Source organism: Salinarimonas soli (genome assembly GCF_008386575.1).
In the GTDB taxonomy this organism is placed as follows: Bacteria; Pseudomonadota; Alphaproteobacteria; order Rhizobiales; family Beijerinckiaceae; genus Salinarimonas_A; species Salinarimonas_A soli.
In genome coordinates this window covers 12,668-30,541 of record NZ_VUOA01000023.1, presented here as the reverse complement: position 1 = coordinate 30,541, position 17,874 = coordinate 12,668, and the positions used below count along the sequence as shown (strand labels likewise).

19 protein-coding genes are annotated in these 17,874 nt (G+C 69.3%); 8 read left to right on the top strand and 11 right to left on the bottom strand.

The genetic code is table 11. The annotated features are described in order from the left end of the window. The first annotated feature begins 5 nt into the window (after nt 1-5). The 3 genes from trxB to F0L46_RS13265 all read left to right on the top strand — a co-directional run bounded on the left by trxB (nt 6) and on the right by F0L46_RS13265 (nt 2,867). Nucleotides 6-1,007 carry a thioredoxin-disulfide reductase gene (trxB, locus tag F0L46_RS13275; protein WP_149818285.1) on the top strand — a complete coding sequence of 334 codons (1,002 nt, stop codon included), beginning with the start codon at nt 6-8 and terminating at the stop codon, nt 1,005-1,007. Nucleotides 1,008-1,150: 143 nt separating this feature from the next. Continuing rightward, a complete protein-coding gene (locus F0L46_RS13270; RefSeq protein WP_149818283.1) occupies nt 1,151-2,041 on the top strand; it encodes a LysR family transcriptional regulator in 891 nt (296 codons plus the stop codon). 343 nt (nt 2,042-2,384) lie between these two features. Then, a complete protein-coding gene (locus tag F0L46_RS13265; RefSeq protein ID WP_149818281.1) occupies nt 2,385-2,867 on the top strand; it encodes a hypothetical protein in 483 nt (160 codons plus the stop codon). Between the two features lie 144 nt (nt 2,868-3,011). Here F0L46_RS13265 and msrP read toward each other — a convergent pair whose 3' ends face one another. The 6 genes from msrP to F0L46_RS13235 form a co-directional block, all read right to left on the bottom strand. Then, nucleotides 3,012-3,962 (bottom strand): protein-methionine-sulfoxide reductase catalytic subunit MsrP, encoded by a 951-nt coding sequence (msrP, locus tag F0L46_RS13260; RefSeq protein ID WP_149818279.1) that lies wholly within the window; start codon nt 3,960-3,962, stop codon nt 3,012-3,014. Nucleotides 3,963-4,054: 92 nt separating this feature from the next. Continuing rightward, nucleotides 4,055-5,764: an AMP-binding protein gene (locus tag F0L46_RS13255; RefSeq protein WP_149818277.1), complete on the bottom strand. Its 1,710-nt coding sequence runs from the start codon at nt 5,762-5,764 to the stop codon at nt 4,055-4,057. Nucleotides 5,765-5,930: 166 nt separating this feature from the next. Continuing rightward, a complete protein-coding gene (locus tag F0L46_RS13250) occupies nt 5,931-7,988 on the bottom strand; it encodes an elongation factor G (RefSeq protein WP_149818274.1) in 2,058 nt (685 codons plus the stop codon). 32 nt (nt 7,989-8,020) lie between these two features. After that, on the bottom strand, nt 8,021-8,737 hold the full coding sequence (locus F0L46_RS13245; protein ID WP_149818273.1) for a hypothetical protein: 717 nt from the start codon (nt 8,735-8,737) through the stop codon (nt 8,021-8,023). Continuing rightward, a complete protein-coding gene (locus F0L46_RS13240) occupies nt 8,734-9,129 on the bottom strand; it encodes a GIY-YIG nuclease family protein (protein WP_149818271.1) in 396 nt (131 codons plus the stop codon). The genes F0L46_RS13245 and F0L46_RS13240 overlap by 4 nt, the downstream gene beginning before the upstream one ends. Nucleotides 9,130-9,215: 86 nt before the next feature. Beyond that, nucleotides 9,216-10,418, bottom strand: a complete 1,203-nt coding sequence (locus tag F0L46_RS13235) for a pyridoxal phosphate-dependent aminotransferase (RefSeq protein ID WP_149818269.1) — start codon at nt 10,416-10,418, stop codon at nt 9,216-9,218. A gap of 256 nt (nt 10,419-10,674) precedes the next feature. Between F0L46_RS13235 and F0L46_RS13230 the strand changes: the two genes are divergently transcribed. The 3 genes from F0L46_RS13230 (at nt 10,675) to F0L46_RS13220 (ending at nt 13,838) form a co-directional block, all read left to right on the top strand. After that, nucleotides 10,675-11,652 carry a Bug family tripartite tricarboxylate transporter substrate binding protein gene (locus F0L46_RS13230; RefSeq protein ID WP_188311957.1) on the top strand — a complete coding sequence of 326 codons (978 nt, stop codon included), beginning with the start codon at nt 10,675-10,677 and terminating at the stop codon, nt 11,650-11,652. 752 nt (nt 11,653-12,404) lie between these two features. Then, entirely contained in the window at nt 12,405-12,608 is a 204-nt protein-coding gene (locus tag F0L46_RS13225) for a hypothetical protein (protein WP_149818265.1), read from the top strand. 81 nt (nt 12,609-12,689) lie between these two features. Beyond that, nucleotides 12,690-13,838, top strand: a complete 1,149-nt coding sequence (locus F0L46_RS13220; RefSeq protein ID WP_149818263.1) for a PQQ-dependent sugar dehydrogenase — start codon at nt 12,690-12,692, stop codon at nt 13,836-13,838. A gap of 46 nt (nt 13,839-13,884) precedes the next feature. Here F0L46_RS13220 and infA read toward each other — a convergent pair whose 3' ends face one another. The 3 genes from infA to F0L46_RS13205 all read right to left on the bottom strand — a co-directional run bounded on the left by infA (nt 13,885) and on the right by F0L46_RS13205 (nt 15,119). Continuing rightward, nucleotides 13,885-14,163: a translation initiation factor IF-1 gene (gene infA, locus F0L46_RS13215; protein WP_149818261.1), complete on the bottom strand. Its 279-nt coding sequence runs from the start codon at nt 14,161-14,163 to the stop codon at nt 13,885-13,887. A 113-nt stretch (nt 14,164-14,276) separates the two neighbouring features. Beyond that, nucleotides 14,277-14,486, bottom strand: a complete 210-nt coding sequence (locus F0L46_RS13210) for a cold-shock protein (RefSeq protein ID WP_149818259.1) — start codon at nt 14,484-14,486, stop codon at nt 14,277-14,279. 153 nt (nt 14,487-14,639) lie between these two features. After that, entirely contained in the window at nt 14,640-15,119 is a 480-nt protein-coding gene (locus tag F0L46_RS13205) for a GNAT family N-acetyltransferase (protein WP_149818257.1), read from the bottom strand. Between the two features lie 123 nt (nt 15,120-15,242). Here F0L46_RS13205 and F0L46_RS13200 point away from each other — a divergent pair, with 123 nt between their 5' ends. Further along, complete coding sequence (locus tag F0L46_RS13200; RefSeq protein ID WP_149818255.1) at nt 15,243-15,749, top strand: hypothetical protein; 507 nt, start codon at nt 15,243-15,245, stop codon at nt 15,747-15,749. Between the two features lie 13 nt (nt 15,750-15,762). On the opposite strand, the gene F0L46_RS13195 is transcribed toward F0L46_RS13200, so the two are convergent. Both F0L46_RS13195 and F0L46_RS13190 read right to left on the bottom strand, forming a co-directional pair. Then, nucleotides 15,763-16,839, bottom strand: coding sequence for a hypothetical protein (locus tag F0L46_RS13195; RefSeq protein WP_149818253.1), 1,077 nt, complete (start codon nt 16,837-16,839; stop codon nt 15,763-15,765). A 74-nt stretch (nt 16,840-16,913) separates the two neighbouring features. Next, on the bottom strand, nt 16,914-17,255 hold the full coding sequence (locus F0L46_RS13190; protein WP_149818251.1) for a DMT family protein: 342 nt from the start codon (nt 17,253-17,255) through the stop codon (nt 16,914-16,916). Nucleotides 17,256-17,331: 76 nt separating this feature from the next. Between F0L46_RS13190 and F0L46_RS13185 the strand changes: the two genes are divergently transcribed. Next, nucleotides 17,332-17,871 (top strand): DUF1499 domain-containing protein, encoded by a 540-nt coding sequence (locus F0L46_RS13185; protein WP_240539986.1) that lies wholly within the window; start codon nt 17,332-17,334, stop codon nt 17,869-17,871. Nucleotides 17,872-17,874: the final 3 nt, after the last annotated feature.

The following is a 17,874-nucleotide window of genomic DNA, read 5'->3' as shown; positions in this document are numbered from 1 at the left end:
GTTCCATGCCCCACACCCACGCCAGGCTCGTCATCATCGGCTCCGGGCCCGCCGGCTACACGGCCGCGATCTACGCCGCCCGCGCCATGCTGAAGCCCGTGCTCATCTCCGGCTTCCAGCCCGGCGGGCAGCTCACGATCACGACGGACGTGGAGAACTATCCGGGCTTCGCCGACGTGATCCAGGGCCCGTGGCTCATGGAGCAGATGCGGGCTCAGGCCGAGCATGTGGGCACCAACATGGTGTCGGACTACGTCTCGGCCGTCGACCTGTCGCAGCGCCCCTTCCGCATCACCTGCGACTCCGGCGACACCTATACCTGCGATTCCCTCGTGATCGCCACGGGCGCCCAGGCCAAGTGGCTGGGGCTTCCCTCCGAGGGGGCGTTCCAGGGCTTCGGGGTCTCGGCCTGCGCCACCTGCGACGGGTTCTTCTTCCGGGGCAAGGAGGTCGTGGTGGTGGGCGGCGGCAACACGGCCGTCGAGGAGGCGCTCTACCTCTCCAACCTCGCCGCCAAGGTCACCGTGGTCCACCGGCGGGACTCGTTTCGCGCCGAGCGCATCCTCCAGGAGCGCCTCTTCCGCCACCCGAAGATCGAGGTGCGCTGGAACGCGGTCGTGGAGGAGATCTGCGGCACGCAGAACCCGCCCTCCGTCACTCATGTGCGCCTGCGGGACATGGAAACCGGCGCGGTCTCCGACCTGAAGACCGACGGCGTCTTCGTCGCCATCGGCCACAAGCCCGCCACCGAGCTCTTCGAGGGGCAGCTCGCCATGAAGGCCGGCGGCTACCTCGTCACCGAGCCCGGCCGCACCGCCACCGCCGTGCCGGGCGTGTTCGCGGCGGGCGACGTCACCGACGACATCTACCGCCAGGCCGTGACGGCGGCCGGCATGGGCTGCATGGCGGCGCTGGAAGCCGAAAAGTTCCTCGCCGAGCACTCGCCCGATCCGGAGGTGCGCGAGCGCGAGGCCCATACCGAGCAGATGATCGCGGCCTGGGAATAGCGCGTTTCCCCGCGGCGCGTGCGGAGTCGCAAGCGAGACCGTGACGTGATCGCGGATTCCCTGTATGGCTGCCCTTTGGGGCGGAACGCCATTCCGCCATGCGTGATAAGGGCGCCGGACAGCGGCGCCGCGGGGACAAAGCCTTGGACTGGGACAAGATCCGCATCTTCCACACCGTCGCGGAGGCGGGCAGCTTCACCCGCGCGGGCGACGAGCTGGGCTTGAGCCAGTCGGCGGTGAGCCGGCAGATCAGCGCGCTGGAGCGCGAGCTGAACGCGCCCCTGTTCCATCGCCACGCCCGCGGCCTCATCCTCACGGAGCAGGGCGACATCCTGTTCCGGGCCTCCCGCGACATGCGCATGCGGCTCGAGACCACCCGCGCCCGCCTGGCCGAGACCCGCGAGCGTCCCTCGGGCGAGCTGAAGGTGACGGCCACCGTGGGCTTAGGCTCGCTCTGGCTCACCCAGCGCCTGCCTGAGTTCCTCGACCTCTACCCCGAGATCCGGGTGGAGCTGATCCTCACCAACGAGGAGCTCGACCTTGCCATGCGGGAGGCGGATGTGGGCATCCGCCTGCGCCAGCCGACGCAGCCCGACCTCATCCAGCGCCGGCTCTTCACGGTGCACTTCCACATCTACGCCTCGCCCGACTACATCAAGCGCTTCGGCGAGCCCAAGTCCCTGGAGGACCTGGACAACCACCGGATCATCTCCTTCGGCGGCGACCAGCCCTCCTACCTGCTCGCCGTGCACTGGCTCTCGACGGCGGGACGCGACCTGCGCAACCCGCGCCAGACGAACTGCATCATCAACAACATCTCGGGGCTGAAGACCGCGGTGGAGAACGGCGCCGGCATCGCCGTGCTGCCCGACTACGTGGCGGACGCCAACGCGCAGCTCGTCCAGGTGCTGCGGGACGTCGAGATGCCCTCGCTCGACAGCTACTTCGTCTATGCCGAGGAAATGCGCTCCGTCGCGCGCGTCCAGGTCTTCCGCGACTTCCTCGTCGCCAAGGCGCAGCGCTGGACCTACTAGGGCCGACGCCTGCGTCGCTCACATGCACGCAAGAGCTTGCCGCTTGGATCACCCACAGTCATGCCGACGGCGCAGGTCTCGCATGCCGAATGTTGCATTGCGAAAAGGCAGGATGCGCGAGATATAGGCATTGGTCGAATTCGACGGGCCCGCTACTTCCTCCCGGCGGTTTCCCGTTTCGGCCGTTCCCCTCTGGAAGGCCCGAGGCTCTTCGTGAGCCGGGGCCTGACAAAACTCTCAAGCCGGATCCCTCGTGGATCCGGCTTTTTTCTTTTGGAGCGCATGTCTTGCGAACTCTCCCTTTGCGGGCAATAATCCTGCTACACACCTCCGGGGAGCTATCATGGAAATCTCGATTCAATGGTTCGAGCCAGTTCAACTTACTGAGCGCGGACGATTGCTGCTGTCGCCCGATAATGTCCCCGACGAAATTCCCGATGTGGCGGGCGTATACTATTTTTCCCGTAGATACGGGTCTACACACACTCCGTTCTATATCGGCGAGACACTCAATCTGAGAAGTCGGCTTAGATCACACCTCAACACCGTTGCGATCGTTGATGTACTCCGTGGTATAAATGTTTCTGACACGCAGATCCGTCAGGGCACCCGTTACTTTCATTATGGGGCACTTGAGACGAAACGGAATCAAGATCCTAAGAAGTGCCTTTCGATCGTTCAGAAGTTCATGATAAGAACGGCGGTAGAGTACGGCGCACCTATCCTCAATAAAAATCTGACAAAAATCAAAATACACAATATACACTTCGCAGGCAACCGACATGGTCGCGGCTGGTTCGACGAGAATGCGTCCATCGAGGCGTAGATGAAATACTATATACCCGCCCAACTACACAGGATATTCTGTTGAGGTCGCGAGATCTTATTTTCTGCGCAGGCACACACTATTGTGTCGCCATCGATTGGGATACAATAGTGCACGGGGTATCGACCTGTAGCCCCTAGCGCCTCAGAGATACAGCTTCTCGCCTTCCTTGCCCTTGTACAGCTCGGCCACGTACTCGCCGTAGCCATTGAACGGCAGGGTCGGGCGCATCTCGTCGGTGCCGAGCATCCGTTCCGTGGCCTGGCTCCAGCGCGGATGGGGCACCTCCGGGTTCACGTTGGCCCAGAAGCCGTATTCCTCGGCCTGGAGCGCCTCCCAGAAGCTCTTGGGCCGCTCGGCCGCGAGCGTGATGCGGTCGATCGACTTGATCGACTTGAAGCCGTATTTCCACGGCACCGCGAGGCGCAGCGGCGCGCCCATCTGGTTGGGCAGCGGCTTGCCGTAGACGCCGGTCGCGAGGAAGGTGAGGTCGTTGGCGGCCTCCTCGATGGTGAGCCCCTCCGTGTAGGGCCACGGGTACCAGGTCTGGCGCTGGCCCGGCGCGACCTTCGGGTTCTGGAAGGTCTGCATGCGCACGTACTTGGCGCCCGACAGGGGCTTGGCCATGTCGAGCAGCGCCTTCATGGGAAATCCCGTCCACGGCACCGCCATGGCCCAGGCCTCGACGCAGCGGTGGCGGTAGAGCCGCTCCTCCACGGGCATCTGCCGCACGAGGTCCTCGATCGAGACCTGGATCGGCTTCTCGACGAGGCCATCGATGGTCACGGTCCAGGGCCGGGTCTGCAGGCTCTTGGCCGCCGCGACCACGCTCTTCGACGAGCCGAACTCGTAATAGTTGTTGTAGGTGGTGCTCGCCGCCTCGGGCGTCACGGGCCGGTCGAGGGCGAAGCGCTCGTTGCGCTTGGCCGGATAGATCCCCGCCAGCAGGTCGGGCCCCTGGGCATAGGCCGGCATCGTCGCCGTGGACAGGACCGCGCCGGCGCCCGCGAGCAGGCTCCTGCGGTCGAGCACCACGGACTCGGGGGTCGCCTGGCTCTCGGGGATCTCCCAGCCCCGCGGACGTCTGATCAGCATGGAACGGTCTCCTGACGTTACGCCAGAACGTGCCGGGCGGGGGCGGGTTGCGCAAGTCACGGGTGGGTGAGCGGGCGGCGGGCCGCACCGCCTCACGCGCCCTTGTTCATCACCTCGTCGCGCAGCGTGCGGCGCAGGACCTTGCCTACGGGGGTCTTGGGCAGGCTGTCGCGGATCTCGATGCGGCGGGGCACCTTGTAGGCCGTGAGGTTGGCGCGGCAGAACTCGCGCAGCTCGTCCGCCGTGACGCTCGGGTCGCGCGCCACCACATAGGCCGCCACCGCCTCCCCCGAATGGGCGTCGGGCAGGCCGATCACCGCCGCCTCCAGGATCTTCGGGTGAGTGACGAGCACGTCCTCCACCTCGTTGGGATAGACGTTGAAGCCGGAGACCAGGACCATGTCCTTCATCCGGTCGACGATCTTCACCTGGCCGTCGGGCAGGAGCACCGCCACGTCGCCCGTGCGGAAATAGCCGTCGGGGCTCATCACCTTGGCGGTCTCGTCCGGCCGCTGCCAGTAGCCCGCCATCACCTGCGGGCCCTTCACGCACAGCTCGCCCGGCTGGCCGGGCTCGGCCTCGGACCCCTCGGCCTTGCGGATCGACACGTCCGTGGACGGCATCGGGTAGCCGATGGTGCCGGAGAACTCCGGCAGGTCGTAGCGGTTGATCGAGACCACGGGCGAGGTCTCGGAGAGGCCGTAGCCCTCGATGATGGGCTTGCCCGTGATGTCCTTCCACAGCTTCGCGACGGCGGCCTGGGTCGCCATGCCGCCCGCCACGCAGAAGTCGACCCGGGAGAAGTCCACCTCGCGGATGCCCGGGGCATTGGCGAGCGCGTTGTAGAGCGTGTTCACCCCCGACATCATCGTGAAGGGACGCGATTTCAGGGTCTTCACGAAGCCCGGGATGTCGCGCGGGTTGGCGACGAGAAGGCAGCAGGCGCCGATGCGCACCATGAACAGGCAGCAGCAGGTCAGCGCGAAGATGTGGTAGAGCGGCAGGGCCGTCACCATCACCCGCTCGCCGGGCCCGAGCGAGGGCTCGAACCAGAGCGCGCATTGCGCGACGTTCGCCGCGACGTTGCGGTGCGTGAGCGTGGCGCCCTTGGCGACGCCCGTGGTGCCGCCCGTGTATTGCAGGAAGGCGACGTCGTCGAGGGAGGTCTGGACGGCCCTCGGCTTGCCGCCGCGGCCCGAAGCGAGCACGTCCTTGAACGCCACCGTGCCGGCGAGCCGATAGGGCTTCACGGCCTTCTTGACGTGGCGCGAGACGAGGTTGACCACGAGCCCCTTGAGGCCGAGCAGGTCGCCCGGGGTGACGAGCACGGTCTTCTGGAGCTTCAGGCCCTCGCCCGCCTCCTGGACCGTGTGGGCGAAGTTCTCCAGCACGAAGAGGATCTTGGCGCCGGCATCCGTGACCTGGTGCGTGAGCTCGCGCGCCGTGTAGAGCGGGTTCACGTTCACGACCGTGAGGCCCGCCGCGAGGATCCCGAACAGGATCGCCGGATAGGCCATGACGTTGGGCAGCATGATCGCCACCCGGTCGCCCTTGGCGAGGCCCTGCGCCTGGAGCCAGACCGCGACGGCATCGGCCGCGGCACCCAGCTCCGTATAGGTCATCCGCTTGCCGAAGCTCTCCATGGCGGGCTTGTCGGCGTAGCGGGCGACGCTGTCGCGGAACAGGTCGGACAGCGGCTTGAGGGTGCCCTCGTCCAGCACCGGCGGCACGCCCGGCGGATAGGAGGCGAGCCAGGGACGGCCCTGCGCGGCGATGGCGGCGGCGGATGCGGCGGCGGACATGGCTCCCTCCCTTTTTCGTTCGAACCGGTCCGCTCGTGCGTGGTGGCGGGCCGCGTCGGGAGAGATTTGGCGTGGTTGCGGCCGAAAGTCGATAGCGCGGAAGGGTTTTGGGTAAAGAGCCCGGGGATGGCCGCCCCCTCCCCGGAGAGGGAGCGGCCGCCTGAGCCTAGCCGGCCGAGACGGCGGTCCTCGACCCGGCGATCGCCTGCTCGGCGGTGCGACCCGTGACCTCGGCCATGTGGTCGAAGCGCGAGCGGAAGGTGCCCACCCCCGCCGTGGCCGAACGCAGCTCGACGATGAGGTCGCCGATCTCCGCCTCGGGCACGAGGGCCGAGAGCAGGTCCCAGCCCGACCAGCCGGGACGCCCGTCATAGCCGAGGATCTGGCCCCGGCGCGCCGTGACGAGCCCGCTTGCCCGCGAGAGCGCGTCGGAGGGCACGGCGATCTCGACGGAGAGCACCGGCTCGAGGAGCACGGGCCGGGCCTTCGGCAGGGCCTCGCCGAGCGCGAGCCGGGCGGCGGCCTGGAACGCCGCGTCGGAGGAATCCACGTTGTGGTAGGAGCCGTCGAGCAGGGTCACGGCAAGGTCGACCACGGGGAAGCCGAGGGGTCCGCGCTTGAGGAAGTCGCGCCCGCCCGCCTCCACGGACGGGATGTACTGGCGCGGCACGACCCCGCCCGTGATCCGGTCCTCGAAGACGAAGCCCTCGCCCCGGGGAAGCGGGCGCACCGCGATCACCACGTCGCCGAACTGGCCGTGGCCGCCGGTCTGCTTCTTGTGGCGGCCCCGGGCCGTGGCGTCGCCCTTGATGGTCTCGCGGTAGCGCACGCGGGCGCGGCCCGTCTGGACCTGGACGCCGAAGCGGGACCACAGGCGCTCGACGGCGACCCGCAGATGCATCTCGCCCTGGCCGGAGAGGCGCATCTCGCCGAGCTCCGCGTCGTGGTCGAAGCGGTAGGACGGGTCCTCCTCCAGCACCTTGGCGATGGCACCCGTGAGGCGCACCTCGTCCTTGCGGTCGCGGACGGCGAGCGTCGCCACGTGGACGGGGTCGGGCGGCACGATCGACGCGGCGCTGAGCGGGCGGGCCTTGCCCGCGGCGAAGGTCTCGCCGGTCTCGATCATGTCCATCCGGGCGACGGCGAGCACCGCGCCCTCCGCTCCCTCGGGCACGCGCGTCGTGGCGGCGCCCTTCACGGTGAGGAGGCCGCCGACGCGGCTTTCCGCGCCCCGCGAGCCCACCACAGCGTCGCCCTCCTTCAAGGCGCCGCGTAGGATGCGGGCGACGGAGAGCTTGCCGCCATGGCCCGTGTGGACGGTCCGCATGACGTGGGCGAGCGGCGGGCCTTCCGCCGGGACGCCGAGGCGGTCGCGGGTCTCGGCGATGGAGGGCGCCTCGTGGCGCAGGGCCTTGAGAAGGCGGGTGACGCCGTTGCCGCGCTCCGCGGCGCCGAACAAAACCGGCACCACGTGGCGGTCGCGCAGCTCGCGGGCGAGATCGTCGAAGACGCGGTCCTGCGGCGGCTCGATCTCGGAGATGAGATCCTCCATGAGGGCGTCGTCGTAGTCGGCGAGGCGCTCCAGCATGGCGTAGCGCGCCTCCTTCTCCCGCGGCAGCTCGCCGTCGGGCAGGCTCACCACCTCGGAGGGGGCATGCTCGCGGTAGATGAAGGCGCGCTCCAGGGCGAGATCGATAAACCCGACCGCGATGCCGTCCCGCCACAGCGGGATCTGGCGCAGCAGCAGCGGCGTGCGCGAGGCGCGCTGGAGGATCTCCAGGGACTCGCGGACCCGCCGGGTCGCGGTGTCGATCTTGTTGATGAACAGGACGCGGGGGATGTCCGCCTCCTCCAGCTCGCGCAGGACGAGCTCCAGGGCCGGCACCTTCCGCTCGTCGGCCTCGCAGACCACGATCGCCGCGTCGCAGGCGGGCAGCACCGCCCGCATGTCGTGGGCGAACTCGACGGAGCCGGGGCAGTCGACGAAGGTGAACGTGGTGCCGAGGAACGACGCCGTCGCGATATTCGGCTCCACGCTCATGGCGTGGGAGCGGGCCTCGGGGCTGGAATCGCCGATGGTGGAGCCCTGCGAGACGCGCCCGGCCCTGTCGATGGCGCCGGTGCGTTCCAAGATGGATTCAAGGAGCGTGGTCTTGCCGCTCTGAAAGGGGCCGACGATGGCGATGCATCGGGGCCCCGCGGCTGGTCTGCCTTGGGGTGCCATGATCCATTCCTTCCCTGTCGCTGGCGCGCTTCTTATCCGGCGCGGTTGACAGGGATGGTCTGCCCCTCCCGGTGAGTTGGCAAGTCTCTTGACGAAAGGTTAACGGCGCGGCGCTCCGCCAGGAGGGCGTGGGGCATGAGCGCGACGAGCGCCAGCCCGGCGCACTTCAGGGCGGCCGCGGCGGTGACTGGCAGCGCCGGCCAATCGCCGGTGACGTCGAGGCCGAGAGCCCGCGGCGCCGCGATCACGAGGGCTGCCCACCAGAGGGCGAGGAAGGAGAGCCCGCCCCGCAGCACCGCCCGCCGGCTCGGGCGGACCCGGAGCCGCACGAGCCACACGCCGAGCCCCAGAACGGCGCCGTAGAGGAGCGCCGCCATGGCCGTGCCCACCATGTAACCGCCCGCCACCGTCTGCCCCCGCACGAAGGACATGCCGCCGGAGAAGAACCCCGCCCGGGTCACGAACCCGCCGAAGGTGGGATACAGGCACACCGCCAGCAGCGCCGCGACCGCGAGCGGCGCGGTGGCGAGCCGCAGCCATCGGAGGCGTCCAGGCTCGGTCGCCGCGACGGCGAGGAGGCGTGCGACGCCGTAGATGATCGCAAGCGCGAAGAGGGGGTAGCGGTCGAGGAAGAAGCCGAAGGCGTAGGGCTCCAGGGACGTGCCGAGGAGGGAGCGCTGGGTGAGGCCGGTGAGGGCCGCGAGGCCCGGGGCAGCTGCAGCCAGCAGGACGGGAGCGAAGCCGCTCATGTAACCTCGTCCAGCCCGCAGCCCTCATCCTGAGGAGCCCGCGCAGCGGGCGTCTGGAAGGACGAGGGCGTTTCCAGCTCGCTTTGGATCCGCCCGATCTTCGGCTTGAAACCACGCTTCGCAAGCTCAGGAAGGATGCTGAACTCGCCGCGGATCACCGCCTCCTTCTTGAGACGAGACCATCCCTTGAGGCGGCGCTCGGACGCTACGGCATCGGCGATCCGCTCGAAGTGCTCGGCGAAGACGAGCACAACCGGCAGACGTTTCGACGTATATTCACTCTGACCTTGATTATTCTGGCTGACACGGACGGCGACATCGTCGAGGCGGGACGTACCGACATAGTAGCGTCCATCAGCGCACCGAAGCATATAGAGCCAGCAGCCGCCCATCGGAGATCCCTGGTCCCGATCCCCTCGTCCTTCGAGACGGCCCTGCGGGCCTCCTCAGGATGAGGGGATCTGACCGTCCGTCCCCCCTAGCGCAGCGAGCCGCAGAAGCGCTGGATGCGGTGGCAGGCCTCTTCCAGCAGCTGGTTCGAGGTCGCGTAGGAGATGCGGAAGTTCGGCCCCAGGCCGAAGGCCGAGCCGTGGACCGCCGCGACGCCCTCCGATTCCAGGAGCTCCGTGACGAAGTCCTCGTCGGTCTCCAGCACCTTGCCCGAGGGGGTCCGCTTGCCGATGGTCTCGGCGCAGGACGGATAGACGTAGAAGGCGCCCTCGGGCATGGGGCACTTGAGGCCGTTCGTCTGGTTCAGCATCGAGACCACGAGGTCGCGGCGCTCCTCGAAGGCCTTGCGGAAGACCTTGAGGTGGTCCTGCGGCCCGTTCAGCGCCTCGACCGCCGCCCACTGGGCGATGGTGGTGGCGCCCGAGGTCTGCTGGCCCTGGACGAAGTCCATAGCCTTAATGAGCTGCTCGGGGCCGGCCGCGTAGCCGATGCGCCAGCCCGTCATGGCATAGGCCTTCGACACGCCGTTCATGGTGAGCGTGCGGTCGTAGAGGCCGGGCTCGATCTGGGCGGGCGTCACGAACTCGAAGTCGCCGTAGGTGAGGTGCTCGTACATGTCGTCGGTGAGCACCCACACGTGCGGGTGGCGCATCAGCACGTCGGTGACGGCCTTGAGCTCGGCGCGGGTATAGGCGGCGCCCGACGGGTTCGAGGGCGAGTTGAGGATGATCCACTTGGTCTTCGGGGTGATGGCCCGCTCGAGATCCTCGGGCTGGAGCTTGAAGCTCTTCTCCATCGTGGTGTCGACGAAGACCGGCGTGCCGCCGCACAGGCCCACCATCTCAGGGTACGACACCCAATAGGGCCGGGGCACGATCACCTCGTCGCCGGGGTTCAGGGTGGCGAGGAGCGCGTTGTAGATCACCTGCTTGCCGCCGGTGCCCACGATCGTCTGCGAGGGCTTGTAGTCGAGCCCGTTCTCGCGCTTGAACTTCGCCGCGATGGCCTCGCGCAGGGGCACGATGCCGGCGACGGGCGGATACTTCGTCTCGCCGCGCCGGATGGCCTCGATCGCCGCGTTCTTCACGTTGTCGGGCGTGTCGAAATCCGGCTCGCCCACCGACAGGCTGATCACGTCCTTGCCCTTCGCCTTCAGGTCGCGCGCCTTCTGCGTGATGACGATGGTGGCGGACGGCTTGATGCGGGACAGAGCGTCGGACAGGAAGGCCACGTCGAAGATCCTCCGGAAGCGCGGGCCGGGTGCGGCCACGGGCGCGGCGGACCCTAGTTCGGGGGATGGGGTGAGGCAAGCCGGAACAGGGCTCCCGCCGCGACTTAACCCAACGCGCGGATCGTTCGTGTCGGATGGGGCGCCGCCCTTGACGTTTCGTTGCTGCCTACGGTTCATTGCGCCGGCTCACGTCAAGGCAGTGGGCGGAGAGACGGCCCCGTGCCGCCCGCCCTCAAGAACCCCCGGAGGAACACCCATGACCATCACCCGCCGCCACGCGCTCGGCCTCATGGCCGGCGCGGCCCTCGTGCCGGCCTCGGCCCGCGCGCAAGCATTCCCGACCCGCCCGGTCAAGATGGTGGTGGCCTATCCGGCGGGTGGGCCCACCGACGCCATCGCCCGCATGGTGGCGAACGATCTGTCGGCGACGCTGGGGCAGAACGTGCTCGTCGAGAACGTGGCCGGCGCGTCCGGCGCGCTCGGGACCCGTGGCGTCGCGAAGGCGGAGCCCGACGGTCACACGATCACCTTCGGCAACAACCAGACGCACGGGAACAACATGTTTCTGATGAAGGATCCCGGCTACGACGCCGTGAAGGACTTCTACCCGCTGGCTGGCGCTGGCGCCTTCGAGCACGTCTTCGTGGTGCCCAACAACCTGCCCGTGAAGTCGATCCCCGAGCTCATCGAGCTCGCCAAGCGGGACCCCGGCAAGCTCAATTACGGCTCCACGGGCATTGGCTCGGGCTCGCACCTGTCCACCGAGCTCTTCATGACGCGCACGGGGATCAAGATGACCCACGTGCCTTATCGCGGCGCCGCGCCCCTGGTGCAGGACCTCGTGGCCGGGCGCATCGACGTGTCGAACTCCACCCTCCCCTCGGTGCTGGGCCAGATCCAGGGCGGCCAGATCCGCGCCATCGCCATCGCGAGCCCGCAGCGCAATCCTCAGCTGCCCGACGTCCCCACCCTGCGCGAGCAGGGCGTGAGCGATGCCGACGCCGAGTCCTGGGCCGGCTTCTTCGCGCCCGGCGGCACGCCGCAGCCGGTGCTCGACAAGCTCTCGCGCGAGATCATCGCCGCGCTGAACAAGCCCACCATGCGCGAGGCGATCACCAAGCTCGGCTTCAGCCTCAACGTCCGCGACCCGGCCGCCTTCCGGCCCTACCACGCCAAGGAGCAGGAGACCTGGAGCGAGATCATCAAGGCGGCGAACATCCCCATGCAGGGCTAGGGCTCACCCTCCGCCCGCGTTGTGAGAGGCTAGCCTCTCGGGAGAGCCCACCCTCCCCCTCGTCCTGAGGCGCCCGCAACGCGGGGCCTCGAAGGGCGCTCCAGGGATCTCCGGACGGCTGTGGCAGCGTGATGCGTGCTTCGAGACGCCTGCTGGCGCAGGCTCCTCAGCATGAGGACGTGTGAAGGTCTCACGCTCCGAAACCGCCTCTTTGGCCGCAGCGATGGCCGGGTCCGCCCGGCCATCGTCGTTTCCGGCCGGATCAGCCCGGTGTGCCACAATGCCGCAGTCCTGTGGATAAGCTGTGGATCATGGCACCCGGATGCAAGGTTCGGCAGGCGCTTGCGGCCTGTCAGGCCGTTCCGGACGACCCCCGGCGGAGATCGAGCGCCCCCACGCCGTGACCTTGCTCTACTTCGGGCACCTCGCGCCTCGTCTTGCCTCAATACATGTCCCACCGTGGCCACGACGACAGGAACTGTCCGGCCCACATCCGCGCTTGACCAGTCGTCCGGGTCGAACGGCCCAGTTGTCGCCCAACCATCGGCTCCGAAAGCTACGCCGCAGAGCCCCGGACACTCCCCTCGCCCCCCCTACCCAAGATCAGCGAAAGGAACCGTGGCGTTTCGCCGTCGTTGTCTTCTGCGACCGGGGCGGCGTCGACGTTGGGGCGTCGCGCCCGGACGACCAAGACCGCGCCGCAGGGCGCTTGCAGCATCGGGGCTCTTGCCCAGCGTCGGAGGAAGTGGGCCTTGCACCGCTTCGCGTCATCCCACACTCCTCTCCGGCAAGGCGCCGGCCTGAGCACGTTGACGGCCGAGCGCGCGTCCGCCGCGCGGGAGACCCGTTTCTCCTGGGCCTTGATCGTCCTGCTGAGCCTCGCGACGATCACCGTGGCGCTGTCCGCCACGATCTCCCCCGTCTCCTCCGAGCCGTCCTCGCTCACGGCCAAGTGATCCGCGGGCCCGCGCCGCGGGTGGTGCGGGAGCCGCCTGCGCGCCCTAGATCGGGGGCGGATCGCAGCCAGGAGATCACCGATGCCCCTGCCCTCCCCCGCCCTCGCGGCGTTTGCCGGAACCATGGCGCTTGCCGCCTCCGCCGCCGCGCAAGGCGAACTCCAGCGCTTCAAGACCCAGGCGGGCGAGGTCGTGGTCGAGACGGTGGCGTCGGGCCTCGACAACCCCTGGGGGCTCGCCTTCCTGCCCGACGGGCGCATGCTGGTGACGGAGCGGCCGGGACGGCTGCGGCTCGTGGGGGCCGACGGCCGCCTGTCGGCGCCGCTCGGCGGGCTGCCCGGGGTGCGCGCACAGGGCCAGGGCGGGCTCCTCGACGTCGCGATCGATCCCCGCTTCGCTGAGAACCGCACGATTTATCTCACCTTCGCGGAGCCCCGCGCCGAAGGCAATGGCGGTACGTCGGTGCTGCGCGCGCGGCTCGATGCGGGCGGGACGGCGCTCGAGGATGCGACCGTGATCTTCCGGCAGATGCCCGCTCATCGCGGCGGAAACCATTTCGGCTCGCGCATCGCGTTCGACCGCGGCGGTAACCTGCTCGTGGCGCTGGGCGATCGCTTCGATCTGCGCGACCAGGCGCAGAACCCCGCCAACCATCTCGGCAAGGTGGTGCGCATCCGCCCCGACGGCGGCGCGCCCTCGGACAACCCGAACAAGCCCGGCTGGGCGCCCGAGGTCTGGTCCATCGGCCACCGCAACGTCCAGGCCGCCGCGATCAACCCGGCCACGGGAGAGCTCTGGACCGTGGAGCACGGCGCGCGGGGCGGCGACGAGGTCAACATCCCCCGCAAGGGCCTGAACTACGGCTGGCCCGTGATCACCTACGGCGTCGATTATTCAGGCGCGAAGATCGGCGAGGGGACGGCGAAGCCCGGGCTGGAGCAGCCGGTCCATTATTGGGACCCCTCGATCGCGCCCTCGGGGATGGCCTTCTACACCGGCGACCGCTTCCCGGCCTGGCGCGGCGACCTCCTAGTCGGCGCGCTGCGGGGCCGCATGTTGGTGCGCCTCGACCTCGACGGCGACAAGGTGGTGCGCGAGGAGCGGATGCTGGAGGGCCTGCGGGAGCGCATCCGCGACGTGAGGCAGGGGCCGGACGGCTTCGTCTACCTGCTCACCGACGCGGCACCGGGACGGGTGCTGCGGGTGCGGCCGGCGGACGGGCGCAGCTGACCCGTCGGCTGGCAGGGGCGCGCGGGAGCCGGGGCTCCGCCGCGCGTCAGCGCCGGCGGGCCTGGCCGCTGCGCATGGGAGGACGGGGACCCGTCGGCGCGCCGCCGTCCTTGTGGCGGAACACGAGGCGGCCCTTCTCCAGGTCGTAGGGCGACATCTCGACGGTCACGCGGTCGCCCGCCAGCGTCTTGATGCGGTTCTTCTTCATCTTGCCGGCCGTGTAGGCGATGATCTCGTGCCCCGATTCCAGCTGCACGCGGAAGCGCGCATCGGGCAGGACCTCGATCACGAGGCCCTCGAACTGCATCAACTCTTCTTTCGCCATCCAGTCACCTCCTGCGGCCCGTCACCGTCGGGCGCAATGAAAAAGGCCGCTCCGGGCGGAACGGCCTTCCGTCATGAGCGATCAATTGCCATGCCAGCCGAAGGGCCGCACGGTCAAGCCGCCTTCAGGTCGACGGCCGAGCTCTTGCCCGTGCGACGGTCGGCCTGCAGCTCGTAGGCCAGGCGCTGGCCCTCGGCCAGGGTCTGCATGCCGGCGCGCTGAACCGCCGAGATGTGCACGAACACGTCGTTGCCGCCGTCGTCCGGCTGAATGAAGCCGTAGCCCTTGGTCTCGTTGAACCACTTCACGGTGCCCGTAGCCATGGGAACCATCCTTATTCTCGTCTAGTGCAGGGTGAGCAGAAGCCTTCGTCAGCCAGACTGCCCGGTTCGTCGAATGTGGAGTGGGTAGTCTGCGCGTGCGCCCTGCATTGAAAAGGCGAAGCGGCCCAGTCGTCCGGCCAAATCCGATGGCGCCTATATGGGCGCGAACGGCCCCGAATGCAAGGACGGCAACGGGCGCGGCCCGGGGCTGAGAAGCCGGATCCAGGGCTCCCCGCCCTCGAAGCCCGTCTCGCCCCGGGTCCAGCCCTCGCGCTCGTAGAAGCGCAGGGCCCGCTCGTTGCGCAGCCGGCACTTGAGCGAGGCCCGGCCGCCCGCGAGCTGGAGCGCCGCCGCGAGGAGGTCCCGGCCGATGCCGCCACCCGCCCGGGGCGGGTCGACATAGAGGTGATGGACGAAGGCTCCGGGGACGTGGACGCCCGCGAACCCCAAGACGCGGTCGGCGCCGCACGCCGCCACGATCAGGCGGCGGCCCGCCGTCTCGCGCAGGAACACGGCCTCGTCGATGACCCGGGGCGCATAGGGGTGGCCGGCATGCCACGCGCGGTCGAACACCCCCGCGCAGGCGGGCGCATCGGCGTCGCGATAGGGGCGCAAGGCGTGGGTGGAGCCCATCGAGGCGGCGCGCCTCCCGCGCGGCAGGGGTGGATCGGGGCGCGAGGATCGTAACCCGGGACGGGGCCGGCGTGAACCAAACCCGCCAGCCGGTGTTCGCCTCCCGATCAACGGAGAGACGCCATGCGCATCGCCTTGTCCATCGTTCTCGTCGTCCTCGGCGCATCCCACGCGTCCGCCACCGAGGTGTGGGCCTCCCGCGAAGGAGAATGCGGCGAGTGGCGGACGCGCTGGACCATGGTCCAGGAGCGGGAGGGCGTCTGGACCGGCGACATCGAGCACGAGCACATCGGCGGCTCGTGCCAGCGGGCCACGGGCGAGCAGGTTCGCACCGAGGTGCGCGCGATCCTCGCCGGGCGCGACTTCTTCGCCGCGCGCCGGGGCGACGAGGGCGTGTGCAGCTATTACGGCACCCTGCAGGGCGACCGGGTGCGCGGTTTCGAGCTGTGCGAGAACAGCCCGAACCGTCTCGCCTTCGCCCTGCGCTTTCCCGCGGGCGAGACGCCCGAGCGCCGCCAGGCGGCTCGCCCGCAGGAGCGCGACGAGTGGCTCGACGATCCGCAGACCCTGCGCCGCGGCCAGCCCGGCCCGGGGTTCCGCCTGGATTTCCAGATCGGCCCGCCGCGCTGACGGGGCCGCCCGGTCACGAGGCGCGGGCGCCCTCCCCCCGGGGCATGAACGGCTCGAGCGCCCGCACGAGGAGATCGCGGAGCGCGGGCACGGCCATCAGGAAGCCGGGGATGAGAAGCTGGGCGTAGAGGAAGCCCCAATAATGGTTGTCGGGCCGGCCCACCAGCATCAGGGCGCCGACATAGCCGCCGACCACGAGGGCGACCCGGGTCCCGAAGGCGCCTCGCCAGCCGGCGAGCCCCAGGAGCGCCACGGGTACGAGGAGCCCGTGAGCGGCCGCCGGCACGAGAAGCAGCGGAATCGACCAGCCCGCGGTGGTGAGGACGAAGCGCCAGCCGCCGACGGCCGTCCAGCTGTTGGTCGGGCCGACGGCAGGCGTGTGGATCGTCGCCAGATAGGCGTGGACGGCGAGGAACACCGCGAACAGGGCGATCCCGCCGGCCCAGGCCAGGGCCTCGCGGCGGCGGCCTTCCCAGAAGGCCGTCACGGCCATGATCGCGAGATAGGGCAGCGCGAGCTCGCGCACGAGGAGCGCCATGAGGCCCACGAGCATGCTGGGCCACCAGCGCTTTGGATCCCAGAGCGCCAGGGACAGCGCGATGAGGAGGCAGGCCCAGGTCTCGTGGAACACCACCATCGCCTCCAGGGAGACGACGCCGGGCCACGCGCAGCCCACCGCCGTCATGACCGGCACACCGAGCGCGATTGGCGCGGGAAGCCCCCGCCCGAGCCGCCCGATCCAGGCCACGAGGGTGGCGAGGGCGAGCCCGATCAGCAGCGCCGTCCCGAACGCCGTGCCCACGGGGGACGCGGTGAACAAGGCGACCGTCGGGAGGCGGAAGTTCACGAAGGGCCGAACCGCGTAACCGCGCCCCGCGAGCTCCGCTGCCGCCGCCGTGTAATAGCCCTCGCCCGCCCGGATGCGCCCGACGATGGCCTGGTAGAGGGCGATATCGCCCCGGTCCGGATCGACGACGGGTAGGACGAGGGGACCGCCCGCGAGGAGCCCCCAGACGACCAGCGCCGCGAGCGCGGCAAGGCAGGCCCAGGCGGCGGGAGCGGACAGCGAGGCGAAACGCGAGCGCGGCAAGGGACACCCCTTCGATGACCCCGCCACTATGCCCGCTGGACTTTAAGTTTCGGTTGGCTCCGGGACGGCGCGGGTCAGCGCGTCTGGAAGATGAAGGTCGCGCCGGCCGCGATGAGCCCGAAGCCGACGAGGTGGTTCCAGCCCAGCGGCTCCTTGAGCCACACCACGGAGAACACCGCGAAGACCATAAGGGTGATCACCTCCTGGATGGTCTTGAGCTGGGCCGCCGAGTAGACCTCGTGCCCGATGCGGTTGGCGGGCACCGCGAGCCAGTACTCGAAGAGCGCGATGCCCCAGCTCGCGAACACCGCGATCCAGAGCGGCGAGGCCGTGAACTTGAGGTGGCCGTACCAGGCGAAGGTCATGAAGATATTGGAGAAGAGCAGAAGCACGATCGGCGTGGCATAAGGGCTCATGGACGGCGCTCCCGAGTCGGTTCACGGATCGCCCTCAACACATGATGCGCCACGCGGGCGCAAGGGAGAAAGCACGGTGCGCGCGGTCCTTCGCCTCCTGGGAGCCCTTGTCGTCGTCGCGGGAGCGGGCCTCGCCGTCCTGATCTGGCGCGGCTCTGAGCCCGGCGGCATCGACGACCTCTACCACGCGGTGGTGGGCGGGCCGGATCTCGGGCCCGTGACCTTCGAGACCCTGGTCCGCCGCTCGCGCCCCAACGATGCGCTCGCCTGCCCCGCCGACCTGTGCCGCTCGGCCCGGCCCGACATCGTGCCTCCTCTCTACCCCGTCTCGGCGGAGCGCCTGCGGGAGATCGTGGCCGACGTCGCCCGGCAGGACCCGGAGACGCAGATCGTCTTCTCGGCCCGCTGGGAGGAGCAGGACCGCTACGTGGCCCGCACCCGGCTCATGCGCTTTCCCGACACGATCAACGTGCGCGTGGTGCCGGTGGCCGCGGATGCAGCGACCGTGGCGATCTATTCCCGCAGCCAGCTCGGCTATTCGGACTGGGGCGTGAACCGCAAGCGTATCGAGCGCTGGCTCGACGCCATCGCCGCCCGCGCGGGGCGCGACGCCTGAGGC

Coding starts and splice junctions, on each gene's coding strand:
- trxB (WP_149818285.1), top strand. CDS start 6: ATGCCCCACACCCACGCCAGGCTCGTCATCATCGGCTCCGGGCCCGCC.
- F0L46_RS13265 (WP_149818281.1), top strand. CDS start 2,385: ATGGAAATCTCGATTCAATGGTTCGAGCCAGTTCAACTTACTGAGCGC.
- msrP (WP_149818279.1), bottom strand. CDS start 3,962: ATGCTGATCAGACGTCCGCGGGGCTGGGAGATCCCCGAGAGCCAGGCG.
- F0L46_RS13255 (WP_149818277.1), bottom strand. CDS start 5,764: ATGTCCGCCGCCGCATCCGCCGCCGCCATCGCCGCGCAGGGCCGTCCC.
- F0L46_RS13250 (WP_149818274.1), bottom strand. CDS start 7,988: ATGGCACCCCAAGGCAGACCAGCCGCGGGGCCCCGATGCATCGCCATC.
- F0L46_RS13245 (WP_149818273.1), bottom strand. CDS start 8,737: ATGAGCGGCTTCGCTCCCGTCCTGCTGGCTGCAGCTGCCCCGGGCCTC.
- F0L46_RS13240 (WP_149818271.1), bottom strand. CDS start 9,129: ATGGGCGGCTGCTGGCTCTATATGCTTCGGTGCGCTGATGGACGCTAC.
- F0L46_RS13230 (WP_188311957.1), top strand. CDS start 10,675: ATGACCATCACCCGCCGCCACGCGCTCGGCCTCATGGCCGGCGCGGCC.
- F0L46_RS13220 (WP_149818263.1), top strand. CDS start 12,690: ATGCCCCTGCCCTCCCCCGCCCTCGCGGCGTTTGCCGGAACCATGGCG.
- infA (WP_149818261.1), bottom strand. CDS start 14,163: ATGGCGAAAGAAGAGTTGATGCAGTTCGAGGGCCTCGTGATCGAGGTC.
- F0L46_RS13210 (WP_149818259.1), bottom strand. CDS start 14,486: ATGGCTACGGGCACCGTGAAGTGGTTCAACGAGACCAAGGGCTACGGC.
- F0L46_RS13205 (WP_149818257.1), bottom strand. CDS start 15,119: ATGGGCTCCACCCACGCCTTGCGCCCCTATCGCGACGCCGATGCGCCC.
- F0L46_RS13200 (WP_149818255.1), top strand. CDS start 15,243: ATGCGCATCGCCTTGTCCATCGTTCTCGTCGTCCTCGGCGCATCCCAC.
- F0L46_RS13190 (WP_149818251.1), bottom strand. CDS start 17,255: ATGAGCCCTTATGCCACGCCGATCGTGCTTCTGCTCTTCTCCAATATC.